Source organism: Methanomethylovorans sp. PtaU1.Bin093, from assembly GCF_002067275.1.
GTDB lineage: Archaea > Halobacteriota > Methanosarcinia > Methanosarcinales > Methanosarcinaceae > Methanomethylovorans.
The window spans coordinates 1-13,746 of record NZ_MVQX01000040.1 but is presented as its reverse complement, the minus strand read 5'-3'; the positions used below and the strand labels follow the sequence as shown (position 1 = coordinate 13,746).

Below are 13,746 nucleotides of genomic sequence, written 5' to 3'. Positions count from 1 at the left end.
ATGGCAGAGTGAAATCATCGGATCGCTTCATTGCTTTGGAACCAGCAGCCTGAAACCATTGATCATTTGAGGTCGTTCCACTGCCCTGGGGATCTCTGTAAGGGAAGGCATATCCGTTATATCAGGATGCTGGAGCATGCCGTAGAGATGCTCATTGTCGCCCTGAAACGACTTGAAGCCTGACCTTAAACCAATGCGGTCCTTTTCCTCGGAGGAAATATCATAAAGAAATCCAGAGACATGTTTTCCCTGATTCTTCGCTTTCTTGCTCAGGTCAAGCTTCATATCCCTTTCTCTGTTCTTGGCACCTGCTTCCTTTCCTCTTTTATAGTTATCACTGACGATTTCCAGAAGACCTGCATCCTTTGCAACCGATTCCAGTGCAGCGTAGCGCTCACTGACCCAGCCAAGTTCTGAATGCTTATAGTAACCTACATCAAAGCCAAGATCATAAGCTCTTTTTTCGAGTTCAGCTTTTTCTGAGTCGCTGAGCTTTCTTTTTGTTTCCACCTTCTTGAAAAGCCGCACCAGAGACCACTTCCTTATTGCAGAAGACCTTCTACCTGCAGCCCGCGTTCAGTGAACTGAACTTTGTGCATATTGCAGTCATGTTTTGTACCCCGCATCTTTATGATCTGGATTGCACGTGTCATCTGCTTTTCATAAAGGAAATTATGCAGGAAGATCACTCCATGCGATGCGAACTGTTCGGTAGTATATGCAGTAGGGTCAGTGAGCTCCCCAATGATCATAGTGGTACAGCCCAGTTTTTTGAGATTCCTTATGAATCTGGTCATCTCCTTTTCCTGCAGTGCCGGATCGTGTGTTGCAAAACGTATAGCTGTCATGGAATCAATGACCAGCCTTTTGACATTGTACTCTGCCACATAAGCCGCCAGTTCCTTAAATACCGTCGCTGGTGACGGAGCCTCATGCTCGCTGGAAACGCCTTCTATTCCTTCATGGGGCTGAATGATATCCTTCAGTTCATCCATGTACCCATATTCCATACGGGGTCCCAGATCTGCAAACAATAGTTTCTTCACTTTTATAAGTGGTATGACATTAAAAGAATAATTTGACATATCGTTTATGATGTTCTGGGGACACTCAAGTAGGGTAACATACAGTCCTACATCTCCCTGCAAAGCACCTTTTGCAAGGAACTGCACACCAAAAGTGGTCTTGCCACCTCCGGGTGGCCCACTTAACAGATAAACACGTTCCGGGAGAAGTCCTCCCTGTAGAATCTCATCCAGGCCATCTATCCCACTTTCTATTCTCATAAGTAAACCTCGATTAAATAATATATTTATTTATATTTTAATCCTTCGATGAAATTGTACAGAAGGTCTTTTTTGAAACCTGAAGCTATCCACATCTGTTATATTGCGACAGATTCTTATGAATTGAGAACAAAGGTTTTTTATGCATCTATCTAATATCATCCCTGTACTGGAAAAGATAGCTCCGCCTGAGCTCGCCGCTGATTTTGATATCAACAGAATTGGCCTCAATCTTGATCTTGACAATGATGTTAAAAAGATAGCAGTTGCTTTAGACCCCACGGACTATGTACTTAACAGAGCAGCTGAGATCAATGCAGACCTCTTGATCACCCATCACACCCTCATTTTTGATCCTGTGAATTCCATTTCCAGAACTCTTGCCACCAGTCTGCAGATAGCCCTGGACAACAGGATCTCCCTATATTCAATGCATACGAACTTTGACAGAGCTAAAGGTGGAATAAACGACGTACTTGCAAAAAGGCTGGGACTTAGCAGTGTACAGGAACTGGACATGGGAAGGATAGGTGAAGTACCGGTGTGTTCTACGGAAACCCTGGCAAACCATGTGGCAAAAAGCCTGAACACTCATGTGCAATATGTGGGAGAGAGGGATGATATAAAGCGTGTAATGGTCTTTGGAGGCAGTGGTTTTAGAAACGAGTACCTTGGGATCGCAAAGGAGCATGGTGTTGAAGCGTACGTTTCTTCTGAACTGAAACATGATGTGATACGCTCTCGCGGAGAACTTGCACTTATCGATGCCACCCATTACGCTACAGAGAACCCGGGCATGGAAGAACTTTGTCCGCGCCTGGCAGACCTGCTGGGACTGGATGTGGAGTTCATACATCATAACCCGTTCATCAGAGTGATATGATGGAAAATTTGAGAGCAGACCAAGCAGAATGGGATGATGTGGAAGAACTGCTTGAAGAACAGATACATAAAAAGGTCAGAGCCAAACACAGAGGATATGGCGATTATGAAAAAAGGATCTACAGAGGCCCTGCTGTGAAAAGAGAATATGAGTAGATGGCTGTCATCTACCCTGTTCATTATCCTTCAGTGCTTTATCATAGACCTTCAGTGTGGAATCTGCCACTTCATTCCAGTTATATACTTCTTCTATAAGTCTGCGGCCTTCCTCACCAAAGCCTGCCTTACCCAGGCCATCCAGCATATAATTTATTCCCCATGCTATAGAATCCGGATTTTGATAAACCGTAACTCCATTTTTGAAGTTATCTATAAGTTTTACAGCATCAGTAGCAACCACGGTCTTACCGGCATCCCATGCTTCGAGCACCACTATCCCAAAGGGCTCGTTACGGCTTGGCACACATACGATGTCTGCAGCATTGTACCAATCCCTGGATACCTCATCTGATGCATAGCCAAGGAAATGGGATACATGTTTCACACCCATTGAACGTGCAAGGTATTCACAATGAGCCCGCATCTCTCCCTCTCCGATAAGCACGAACTGTGCATCCCAGCGGTGAGACAATACCTTTCCTATAGCCTTAACAAGCATATCAGGCCCTTTCTGGTAGCTCATGCGCCCGATGAACAGAACGACCGGCGCCAGCGGATGGATACCGAACCGCTTCTTAACTTCTCCAGGATCCACATCCTTACGTATCTTATCCAGGAAAATCCCGTTGGGCACCAGGGATATCTTGTGATCAGGAATATGATACAGGAACTGTACCTCCTTCTTCAGTACCTCGGAAGTGATTATGACCTCAGTTGACTCATAACCGGCCAGCCATTCCCGATGCGATATGGTTTTGGCCTCCCACCAGTTGCCATGTACGTTACCGTTGCGGCCCCATTCCGTACTGTGATAAGTAAGCAGGAATGAAAGGCCTTTTTCGGCCTTTAGCTTGCATAGTACGTTCACAGGATGCCAGTCATGTCCATGAAGAATATCGAACTGACCAAAGCGATCTACGATCTCCAGGAACATCCAGTACATGGAATCACACATCCTGTCCATCTGCTGCACCACTCCGTCTGACTGGTCATGGTCCACACGGTGGTAATGCACCCCATTTATGAGCGCATGTGGTTCAAGCCCTCGGTTACGGGTGAATATGTGCACCTCATGTCCTTTGGAAGCAAGCACTTCAGATAGCTCGGAAACATGGGGAGCTACGCCACCCACTTTTACCGAGTGCAAGCTTTCCCACGAGAACATACCGATCCTTAATTTTATCATTTTATATACCCCACAGTTCAAAATTCAATGTACCATCTGTTCAGAAATCCCATTGTTCAAATACTCTGCAGCCTTTTCCGGAGGCATCGTGTTTATGAAGATATCAGTGTTCTTCTCAAAACCCGCCATCTTGCTGGTCACAGGCTGGAGCCTGAGGTTCAAATGATATGAATCTTCTTGCAGCAGCTGGAAGAACATGTAATTATAAGCAGGGGATGCGAGTACCTTCTCAAGCCTAGAAAGAACATGGCGGATCGCAGCGCCCAGAGAATGCAATATCTCATCCGACATTGCCCCAAGGTGACCCACATGTGACTTAGGAAGGAACCAGATCTCGAAAGGAACCTGTGAACAATAAGGAGCAAAGGCTATGAAATGTGCATTCTCGTAAAGAGAGCGTGCATTTGAAGATTCCAGGCGTACGATCCTGCAGTAAGGACAGTCATCCTGCGCATGGATCACATCTAATTCCTTTTTGAGGGAAGGAGGTATCAGAGGCAATGCTATGAGCTGGGAATGTGTGTGCTCCAGGGATGCACCCGCCTGCTTTCCCCAATTCTTGAACAGAGAAACGAACTTTATCCCTGGCTTGGCCCAGTAGTGCATGACACGGTCCCTGTAGGCTTCCATGAGAAGGTCCATTTCTTCAGCAGTGAAATTCGTCAATCTTCTATCGTGCCTGGGTGTTTCTATGATCACTTCATGAAAACCATAGCCTGATGCATATGGAGCATCAATGCCCCCGGGACTGAGGGCAGGGTATAAATTCGGTATGCAACGGACCTGCCATTCCCTGATCAGATTCTCTTTGCTATCGCGCAGGACCTGTCCATTCTTATATACTGCCTGGGCAGGTGGGGTCTTATCCTCTTTTCCTGCACAGAACACACAACTTGTAGCATTCTGGACCTCTGGGGAAGAAGAAAAATCAGAGGGACGTTTACCTCTATCGGCAGCCACTATGCAATAATCTTCAAGGAAATAGTGTTTGCGTATCTCAGACACTTATAATTCTCCTGATCAATGGAATCCAATTATTTTTCCTCTTCTTCCTGGACTATGCATACACCCGTCAGAAGCTCGTAGTATTCCTTTACAGGACCCAGCCAGTTCATTTCCTTTGCGAGCAGATTAGCTTCCTGACAGAGAAGACTGTACTTGACCTTATCATCAACATAGGTATCCAGGAAATAATCCATTGCAAGAGCATAGTCAGTTATGGTCTCATTATATGGGAGATCTATGTTGTCCACAACTATCACTCCACCCATGCCCATCACGAGACGCTTGATACTGGCAAGGGCATCGCTGAACCCGCATACCTTGCTGACTATACTTGGAGTGGCCTCTTTTCCTGCTTCCAGACCTGTCAGCAGGAAAGGCTCATATCTTGAGGGAAAAATACCTGCAATGCAGCCCGACATCAGTTCATCAGCGTTCATATTAAGACCGCCATCATGGCCTGATATCCACTGAGGGTACAGCACAGCGGTCACACGCCTTCTTCCAGTGATGAGCTGTGCAGGTTCGAGCTTCCTCTCCTTGATCATTCTCTGAAGCCTTAATTCCTCACCCAGTAAAATGTCATCCGGAAGATTGACAGGGAACCCTTCCGGAACATTTGACTTTGGACCGTGTGCTGCTATAATGAAGCACACCACACGGATATCTTCATCCTGCTGCCCGGCCACTATCTGCAGGTTCACCATCCTATCCAGCAGCATAAGGGAATCCAGCAGGTCAGGATAGCCTTTGTTCTCGATCTCGATACGGGATATAGAGAAAATCGGGAGTATCCTCTTTGGAGGAATGGGCACGCCCCCATATACCTTCTGAATAGTATCTGAAAGGAAGGCCTGTATCTTCTCGCGGCAGTTCTTCTTCTTTTCCAGTGAAATACCCATTCCATTATCATCGATACCGTTACGCACAACTATGGAATCGATCCCATAGAACAATTTTACTTCCTTACGTGTGGAATCGCCTACTGCAGTTACCACATCGGCATATGAAGAAAGGGCTTCAAGTCTTGCCATGTTCTCCGGGACCTTTGGGTCCCAGCTACCATCGTTATCCAGTATCTTCTGTAAAGACTTGTGCCCGGATGCCCTTCCTGGTATGGTTGCATGATAGGTGGCCACAGAATTTACAGATATACCTAGTTTCTCAAGACGTGCTAACGCGTAGAACACACCAAATTCATGACAATGCAGATATACATGCATGCTGGGCATAAGAGAAGCTGCAAACTCGGATATTGCCTTATCAGTGAAATCCTTCGAACGCTTGGCCTTGATAGTGACAAGTTCCAGCACGAACTCGGAGATGGCATAGGAAAGATTGAGATAATGGGTATACTCCTGTCCATTGCCCATACTCTCATATTTAAGTGAATCAAGCCCTATAAAAGAAAAAGCTTCGGTCTTCACTTTATCGCACAGGCGCATGGCATTGCCCTTATATTCCGACGTTATCCGAGAGAAATCACTTGTCTTGAACATCAGATAAACAATGGGTATGCCTTTGTAATGGCGTACCCCACTTATGATCTCCATACCTTTTGATCCCATAGCTGCGATCGCTTCCGTGACCTCATCATCCCCGTCGTAAGGCTCAAAGCCGGTCATATCAGTGACACGATTGAGGCTTTTGTGCCAGTCAGTGCCTGCATGCCCATAATAGGGACCTGCAACTATGATGCCAGGTAATATCTCATCCTTAATGGCCCCCGAACTCATGAGAGCTGCAAGAGTGGTTGCTTCGGCATCGACCACATTCCAGATGCCACCCATTTTATTTGACTTCGGACCAGCTTCCTCTCCTGCTATCACTAACCATTTTCTTTCAAACATAATTGGTTCCCACTGGATAATTGTCCAAAAGTTTAATTGGTCTCTACCAATAAAACGATATCGTTAATATCTGTTAAATTACAATATAAAGTATTGGTTAAAAGAAAAAGACCGATAAAGAGAATAGACTAAAATAATGAAGGGGGTATCTGTACATGGAATCGGTTTGTATGTGTGTGGAATTACACTTACCTTATCATCTGAAATGGTATTGGCCTGCTGACGGATATCGCAGACCAGAAATGTCCACTTATTTCGATCAGGAAAGGATCTTTACAGATTTTCAGCATATGGCGGCCAGCATCGGCCGAACTAACAAAGTACTGGCAAGGTCCATTGAAAATGGAGCGGCGTACACTCTCAATCTTTCAGGGACATTTCTGGACCAGTGTTCATGGGACCCGGGGGTACTGAATTCTTTCAGGGATCTGGCAGACACCGGTAATGTGGCATTTGCAGCATCCACATATTATCATTCGTTGAGCGCTCTTTATCCTGACCTTACGGATTTTAAGGAACAGGTATGGACGCATATGGAAAAAATATCGGAGCTGTTCGGTGTGGTTCCATCGACTTTTGTGAACCCGGAATTGCTTATATCCGGGAACATCGGAGGTGTGCTCAAAAAACTGGGACTGACATGCATGATCGCAGAGGGAGCCAGGAATCTGCTCAATACCGATATGCCTGTGAGCGTATTTTCTGATGACATTCCTATTCTTCTCAGACATATAGATCTGAGCGAAGATATCAGCAAGCGCTTCTCTGACAAGTCGTGGGAAGATCATCCACTGATAGCCGATAAGTTCGCTTCATGGATAGAACACATAGAAGGCGATGTTATCACACTTTATCTGGATTACGGCTCCATACCATGGAACGAAAGCAAAGCCGGAGGAATGTTCCAGTTCCTCAAGGACCTGCCGCTGAGCCTGGAGGAAAGAGGCATCAGTATGATCAGGCCTGAAGATGCCATAAAGAGATTTGAGAAGGTAAAGCTCGATACGCTGAAAACAGAATCTGCAGCACGTTATGGCATGGAAGGCCTGCTTGGAAACCATGCACAGCACTTCTATCTGAAGCAACTGGAGATAATAGTTCAGGAATTGGCATCAAGAACAGATCTTCCTGGGAACGGAGAAATGAAAAAGATCTTTGGATATCTCCAGCAAAGTGATATCTTCCTTGATATGAACACAGCCAACATCACAGGATATGAGAGAGCTGTGAACAATCTATCTATACTATCTGATCTCAGAAGGGCTATATGGGAGGGGAGAACATGAGATCTGTCTGTTTTTACTTTGAGGTGCATCAGCCATATCGATTAAAATGGTTCTGGCCTGATGAGCATACGGGTTTTGAAAGATATTTTGACAATAGGTCTAACAGGGAAATATTTGAGAAAGTTTCCCGCAAATGCTATCTTCCGGCTAACAGGACCATGCTGGATCTTGTTGATGAATATGAAGGAAAGTTCAGGATAAGTCTCTCTGTCACAGGCACATTGCTCAGCCAGTGTGAAAAATGGGATAAAGATGTGCTTGAAACCTTCAGACAAATGGCAGAGACAGGATGTGTGGAGTTCCTTGAAGAAACTAATTACCACTCTCTTGCAGGCTTGTTCGATGACCGGGAAGAATTCAAGGAACAGATATGTGAGCATCGTGAGAACATGAGGTCACTGCTCGGAGTAGAACCGCAGGTGTTCAGGAACACTGAGCTACTGTATAATAACAGCCTGGCTGCAACGGTCGAGGAACTGGGATACAAGGCAATACTTACCGAAGGCACAGAACACCTGCTTGGCAGCAGGTCACCCAACTATGTGTACAAGGCAAAGGACTCGAATATCAAGGTCTTGCTGCGTAACTATAAACTAAGCGATGACATAGGATACCGTTTCTCCTCAAGATGGTGGCCTGAATATCCTCTCACTGCGGAAAAATGGGCTACCTGGGCTGCTCTTACTCCTGGAAATACTTTGAACATCTTCATGGACTATGAGACCTTTGGTGAGCACCAATGGGAAGAAACAGGCATATTCGGATTCCTAAAGGCATTGCCTGCTGAGGTCATAGATAAAAAGCTGACCTTCAGGACGCCAACTGAAGTGATCAGCAGATACGAACCTGTGGCAGATATAGATGTAGGGGATTTTTCCACGATCTCCTGGGCGGACAGCGAGCGTGACACCAGCGCATGGCTGGGGAACGATATGCAAAGAAGATGTTTTGAAGATGTCAAGATGCTGGGGCCCTATGTACGCAGAACCAGAGACACGGAGCTTATCAGGATCTGGAAACATCTGCTCACTTCTGACCATTTCTACTACATGTGCACCAAATGGCTTGGTGACGGCGATGTGCATTCCTATTTCAGCATCCATTCATCGCCCTTTGATGCAGCTATCAATTATATGGCAGCCCTCATGGACTTTAAATCCATGGTATTCAGCAAACTGAGTGCAATGAAAGCAATGGATGAATAACCGGGAAGAAGAGGTTAACTATGGTAAGAGACCTGTACATGTTTTCCAGGGGTGAAAAGGCACTTGTGGTATGGTTCAGCATCCTCTATAAGACCAATATGGGAGCAGAAGCAAAAATTAACTCAGCACTCGGCGAAATGGAGGTGAAAATAAGATTTGCTTACCTTGATAATACAGAACCTGATGGTCAGGGAAAGTATGTGCTTTTCACCGAGATCGAGGAAGAAACACAAGTAGATATGATCAATAAAAGGCTCCTGGCCATTGATGGGATAATTGATGTTGAATCGGGTATATCCAGAAACCGCATGATCCATTCGGTGGATTTTCCATTGAATTTCCTGGGAGAAAGAGCTCTCATCACAAGGTCAAAGACCTTTGTGGACATACTAAAGATAATAAGAGAGCATGTGATCCAGCCTGACGGCCTTCTCCTGCTCAGTGGCCTAAAAGGAGGACGAGGCGCTGCAAAGTACGTGAGGAACATAATGCCAGTGGACATGAAGAATTGTATGGCGGTACTGAGAGAACTGTTCCTTGCATCCGGCTGGGGAAAACTGGAAGTGGATTTTGATAAAGAGAGCTGTAGTGGTAAGGTCGTGGTAAGGGACTCGTTCATTGCAGATGCATACGGTCCCAGTGATCTTCCTGTATGCGGGTACATGAGCGGATTCATTGCAGGCTACATGACCGAGATGATGCGCTACACTTTCCAGGTGCGGGAGGTCAGCTGTAAGAGCATGGGCAATGCAGTATGCGAACATGTAGTATCACCTGCACCTGATGGGGTAAAACCGGAACATATTATGAAAGAGGAGATCCAGTGATCAGGCAACCTAATGTGATACTGGGCAATGACAAAATCCTTGTCACTATGGGCAAGAAAGGTGAACTGTTCGGCTTTTTTTATCCCCGCCGGGATTATGCCCAGCATGTGGAAGAATCGCTTGTCTGCCTGCAGATCGACAACAGGCTTATGTGGACAAATAATCATGAGTGGTATTCCACACAGCATTATCTTGAAGACACCAATATGGTCATCACTGAGCTTGTACATGGGATTGGCATAAAGATAAATATACAGGATTTTGCACATCAAAGAGCATCTGTAATGGTGCGCAAGTATACCATCAGTGCAGAAAAAGACATCAATGGCACATTCTTCTATTATTCCAATCTCTGTGTAGGGGAGATGCACAAGAAGAACTCAGCTTTCTGCGATCCCGACGTGGGTCTGCTTGCCCAGTACTGGCAAGACAACTATATCGGTATAATGGCATCCCCTCCTTTTGAGCAGTGGCAGGTTGGCAAGGCAATGGATACCATCTGGTGGACAAACGCCCGCTATGACATGGAAGACGGCAAGCTGCAAAACAACAAGGAAGATATAGGTTATCTGAACACGGTCGTAGGATGGGACCTTAAGCTTAAGGCTGGCCAGTCCAGGGAGATCACAGTATTTATAGGAGCTGCTCCGAAAAGAACGCAGCTATACAAGATGATGCTGGAGATCGTTCAGGAGCCAGTGAATAATATGCTTGAGAATTCCAGGCAGGACTGGATCAACTGGCTTTCAAAGAAGGACCTGCTAAAACTGTCTCTGCTGGATGACACGCCTGAGACAAAACAACAGGTGTTAGAAGCTTTTAACCGCTGCCTTCTCACCCTCGACCTTCTCAATGATCCTAAGCATGGTTCTTTTGTTGCAGCACCTGAATTCGATCATGATTTCGAGATGTGCGGAGGTTATGGGTACTGCTGGAACAGAGATGTATCAGAAGTGGCAGTGGCTTTGCTCAATGCGGGTTATCCCGAATACTGTGAAAGGTTCTTCCATTGGTGCCGGCGTACCCAGCTTTCGGATGGGTCATGGTTCCAGCGATACTGGCTTGATGGAAATACGGCTCCTTCATGGGGAAATTTCGACCATTCCACCCAAATAGACGAAACAGGTGCCACACTGCATGCCATGTACACTTTCTATAGTACACTGAGAGGACTGCAAAAAGCGGAGTTCTTGGAGAATATCTGGATCACGGTGCTCACAGGTGCAGAGTATCTGATGAGGCGCACAACTGATGGGCTGCATGACCCCTGTCTGGACCTGTGGGAATCATATGCCGGATCGTTCGCTTATACGTCCGCTGCTATATTTGCCGGCCTGAAGGCCGCGGCCTTTATGGCAAGAGCTTACAGTGAACCTGGTCTTGCATCCCGGTGGCTTGAAAGGGCCGAGCTTGTAAAGAACAAGACCATTGAAAAGATGTGGCTTAAAGAAGGATATTTTGCCAAATGCCTTGCCGATGGAAAACTGGACCCTGCGGTGGATGCAAGTATGATAGGTACTTTCACTCCTTTCAATATGCTTTCAGCAACTGATCCCGAAGAAAGAGAAATGATCCTGTCGATGCTGAAGGCCATAGAGGAAAGGCTTAGTGTGAGTGTTAACGGATATCATGGGATAAAAAGATATGAGAACGACAGGTACATTGAAGGCAATCCCTGGATAGTGACCACTCTGTGGCTGTCAAAGGCAATGCTCACCCTTGCAAACTCACTTCACAACGCACCTGGTACGGACACAGAAGTCTCAAGGCTTGTACAGGGCGCTGTGAACTATATCAAATGGGCATTGAGGGGAACCACCAGCACTGGTATGCTCCCTGAACAGGTGGATAAGCATAAGGGCTACCCTGCCTGGGCTATACCCTTAGGCTGGAGTTGTGCTCTGATGATAGACAACATACTTCTCCTTGAAACTTTCTCAGAGGAAACACATGATGGAAAGATATGAAGGGACCATTTTCTCTGCCGAGAGGGACAATATCGATGAGCTCTGTCAGAAAGAATGGCTGATAACCAACGGATTGGGAGGATATGCCTCCTCTACTCTGTCTTTTATGAACACCAGAAAGTACCATGGCTTGCTTGTGGCATCCATGGAGCCGCCCGTCGACAGAATGGTGCTCTTGTCGGCTCTTGATGAGGAGATCCATTTCAATAACATCGCTCATGAACTTGCCTGCCACAGATATCCTGGTGTCGTACATCCTCGGGGTTTCAGATACATCAGGGAATTCACCGAAGGACCTGTGCCATCGTGGAAATATGATATCTATGGCATACAGGTCATTAAGACATTGTGCATGGAACATGGAAAGAATACTGTTTTTGTACGATACGATATTCATGTGCCGCCTGAGAAAAAGAACTGTACGATGCGTATACATGCTCTTGCCAGCATGCGGGATTTTCATAAACTGGCACGAAGCAATGCTGGGATATCACAGGAACCGTTCAGTAATGGGACCATGATGTATATCGATCCTGCAGAAGAAAGCAAGATAGAACTGCATCTTGTTTCAAACTCCTCTTACATCCCGTCAGGTGATTGGTACTATAATTTTGAATATCCTCTTGAAATGGAAAGGGGTTATGATTTCCATGAGGACTGTTATCATCCCGGCTACTTTGAAATGGAGCTCTCGCATGGGAAAAATGAGATAGTTATAGTTGCTTCCACTGAAAAGATAACTGATGTCTCTTCAGTTTCCGTACACAAGGCGTATGAAGCTGAAAAGGAACGTATTTCCATGATCTTCCAGAGATCAGGTTTTACGGAAGCATTTCCCTCAAAGCTGGCTGTATCAGCAGACGCTTTTGTTGTCATGCGCCATTCAACTGGAAAGCATTCTGTCATTGCAGGCTATCCATGGTTCGCCGACTGGGGAAGAGATACCATGATCTCATTACCTGGCCTTACGCTTGTGACTGGCAGATATGAAATAGCTGCAAATATATTGTCCACTTTTGCAGAGAATTGCAAAGAAGGGCTCATACCTAACAGATTCCCTGACCATAGTACCGATAGTTATGCATATAACACTGTGGATGCTTCTCTCTGGTTCATCAATGCTCTATGGAAGTATCTGGAATATACCAATGACATACACACTATCGAAAAGATGTGGACTACGGTGAGCGATATCATTCATAACTATTCCAGAGGGACAAAGTTTGGTATCAAAGTGGATACCGATAACCTGCTATGTCATGATGGACAACTGACATGGATGGATGCCAAAGTGGGCGATGCAGAGATCACACCCCGCAAAGGCAAAGCATGTGAGATCAATGCATTGTGGTACAATGCCCTGGTCATCGCCTCAAAGATGGCGGCAAAGCTTGGCGCAGACAATACAGGGTTTGAAGAAAAGGCTGAAAAGGTCCGCGGGAAATTTGAACAGGCCTTCTGGAACGAAGAACAGGATTGTCTTTTTGACTGCATAGGATATGATGCACGTGGAATGGAACACAAGGATGGTGCGTTAAGACCGAATCAGATATTCGCGGTGTCACTACCTCATTGTATGCTTGATCCCACGAAGGAAAAAAACATTGTAAGAAAAGTACAGCAACATTTGCTGACTTCCAGGGGCTTAAGGACATTGGCACCCTATGAAGCAGCCTATATTGGCAAATATGAAGGCGGTACACTTCAGAGAGATATGGCCTATCATAACGGGACCGTATGGCCTTGGCTCATGGGGCCTTTCGTTTCGGCCTACTGCAGAACAAAAGGACACTCCTTAAGGAGCAGGATGTATGCTAAAGAACTGCTGGACGGTTTTATACCTCACCTGGCAGAAGCAGGCGTTGGTACCATCTCAGAGATATTTGATGGCAATGAACCTCATTTGGCCAGAGGATGCGTGGCTCAGGCCTGGAGCGTAGCCGAGATCCTGCGGGCATATTCTGAGGATGTACTAGTACATAAAATAAATTTTTAGTGTATGCCCCTTCAGTATATATCGAGCCTGTTTCAAAACTTCCCTCACACCTTTTTCCAGCATAGGATGAAACATGCAATATCTAATAGTCCTTTGAAAA

The 13,746-nt window shown here is 45.8% G+C and carries 12 protein-coding genes; 7 read left to right on the top strand and 5 right to left on the bottom strand.

What is annotated here, in order from left to right:
* Nucleotides 1-27: 27 nt before the first annotated feature.
* Nucleotides 28-528, bottom strand: coding sequence for a hypothetical protein (locus A4E24_RS04435; protein WP_292352041.1), 501 nt, complete (start codon nt 526-528; stop codon nt 28-30).
* Between the two features lie 14 nt (nt 529-542).
* Nucleotides 543-1,286 (bottom strand): ATPase domain-containing protein, encoded by a 744-nt coding sequence (locus tag A4E24_RS04430; RefSeq protein ID WP_292352039.1) that lies wholly within the window; start codon nt 1,284-1,286, stop codon nt 543-545.
* A gap of 142 nt (nt 1,287-1,428) precedes the next feature.
* On the opposite strand from A4E24_RS04430, the gene A4E24_RS04425 reads away from it, so the two are divergent.
* A complete protein-coding gene (locus tag A4E24_RS04425) occupies nt 1,429-2,169 on the top strand; it encodes a Nif3-like dinuclear metal center hexameric protein (RefSeq protein WP_292352037.1) in 741 nt (246 codons plus the stop codon).
* 8 nt (nt 2,170-2,177) lie between these two features.
* Nucleotides 2,178-2,324, top strand: a complete 147-nt coding sequence (locus A4E24_RS04420) for a hypothetical protein (RefSeq protein ID WP_292352060.1) — start codon at nt 2,178-2,180, stop codon at nt 2,322-2,324.
* A 7-nt stretch (nt 2,325-2,331) separates the two neighbouring features.
* Here A4E24_RS04420 and A4E24_RS04415 read toward each other — a convergent pair whose 3' ends face one another.
* From A4E24_RS04415 to A4E24_RS04405, 3 genes are read right to left on the bottom strand one after another with little or no spacing between them, the layout of a single operon-like run.
* On the bottom strand, nt 2,332-3,513 hold the full coding sequence (locus tag A4E24_RS04415; RefSeq protein WP_292352035.1) for a glycosyltransferase family 4 protein: 1,182 nt from the start codon (nt 3,511-3,513) through the stop codon (nt 2,332-2,334).
* Nucleotides 3,514-3,537: 24 nt separating this feature from the next.
* Nucleotides 3,538-4,518, bottom strand: coding sequence for a DUF4931 domain-containing protein (locus A4E24_RS04410; RefSeq protein ID WP_292352034.1), 981 nt, complete (start codon nt 4,516-4,518; stop codon nt 3,538-3,540).
* 29 nt (nt 4,519-4,547) lie between these two features.
* Nucleotides 4,548-6,365 carry a glycosyltransferase gene (locus tag A4E24_RS04405; protein WP_292352032.1) on the bottom strand — a complete coding sequence of 606 codons (1,818 nt, stop codon included), beginning with the start codon at nt 6,363-6,365 and terminating at the stop codon, nt 4,548-4,550.
* 155 nt (nt 6,366-6,520) lie between these two features.
* On the opposite strand from A4E24_RS04405, the gene A4E24_RS04400 reads away from it, so the two are divergent.
* From A4E24_RS04400 to A4E24_RS04380, 5 genes are read left to right on the top strand one after another with little or no spacing between them, the layout of a single operon-like run.
* Nucleotides 6,521-7,651, top strand: a complete 1,131-nt coding sequence (locus A4E24_RS04400) for a glycoside hydrolase family 57 protein (protein ID WP_292352030.1) — start codon at nt 6,521-6,523, stop codon at nt 7,649-7,651.
* Nucleotides 7,648-8,856, top strand: coding sequence for a glycoside hydrolase family 57 protein (locus A4E24_RS04395; RefSeq protein ID WP_292352028.1), 1,209 nt, complete (start codon nt 7,648-7,650; stop codon nt 8,854-8,856). The genes A4E24_RS04400 and A4E24_RS04395 overlap by 4 nt, the downstream gene beginning before the upstream one ends.
* Before the next feature lie 20 nt (nt 8,857-8,876).
* On the top strand, nt 8,877-9,683 hold the full coding sequence (locus A4E24_RS04390; protein ID WP_292352026.1) for a V4R domain-containing protein: 807 nt from the start codon (nt 8,877-8,879) through the stop codon (nt 9,681-9,683).
* Nucleotides 9,680-11,650: a glycoside hydrolase family 15 protein gene (locus A4E24_RS04385; protein ID WP_292352025.1), complete on the top strand. Its 1,971-nt coding sequence runs from the start codon at nt 9,680-9,682 to the stop codon at nt 11,648-11,650. Before A4E24_RS04390 ends, A4E24_RS04385 begins: the two co-directional genes overlap by 4 nt.
* Nucleotides 11,634-13,646, top strand: coding sequence for an amylo-alpha-1,6-glucosidase (locus tag A4E24_RS04380; protein WP_292352023.1), 2,013 nt, complete (start codon nt 11,634-11,636; stop codon nt 13,644-13,646). The genes A4E24_RS04385 and A4E24_RS04380 overlap by 17 nt, the downstream gene beginning before the upstream one ends.
* Nucleotides 13,647-13,746 lie beyond the last annotated feature (100 nt).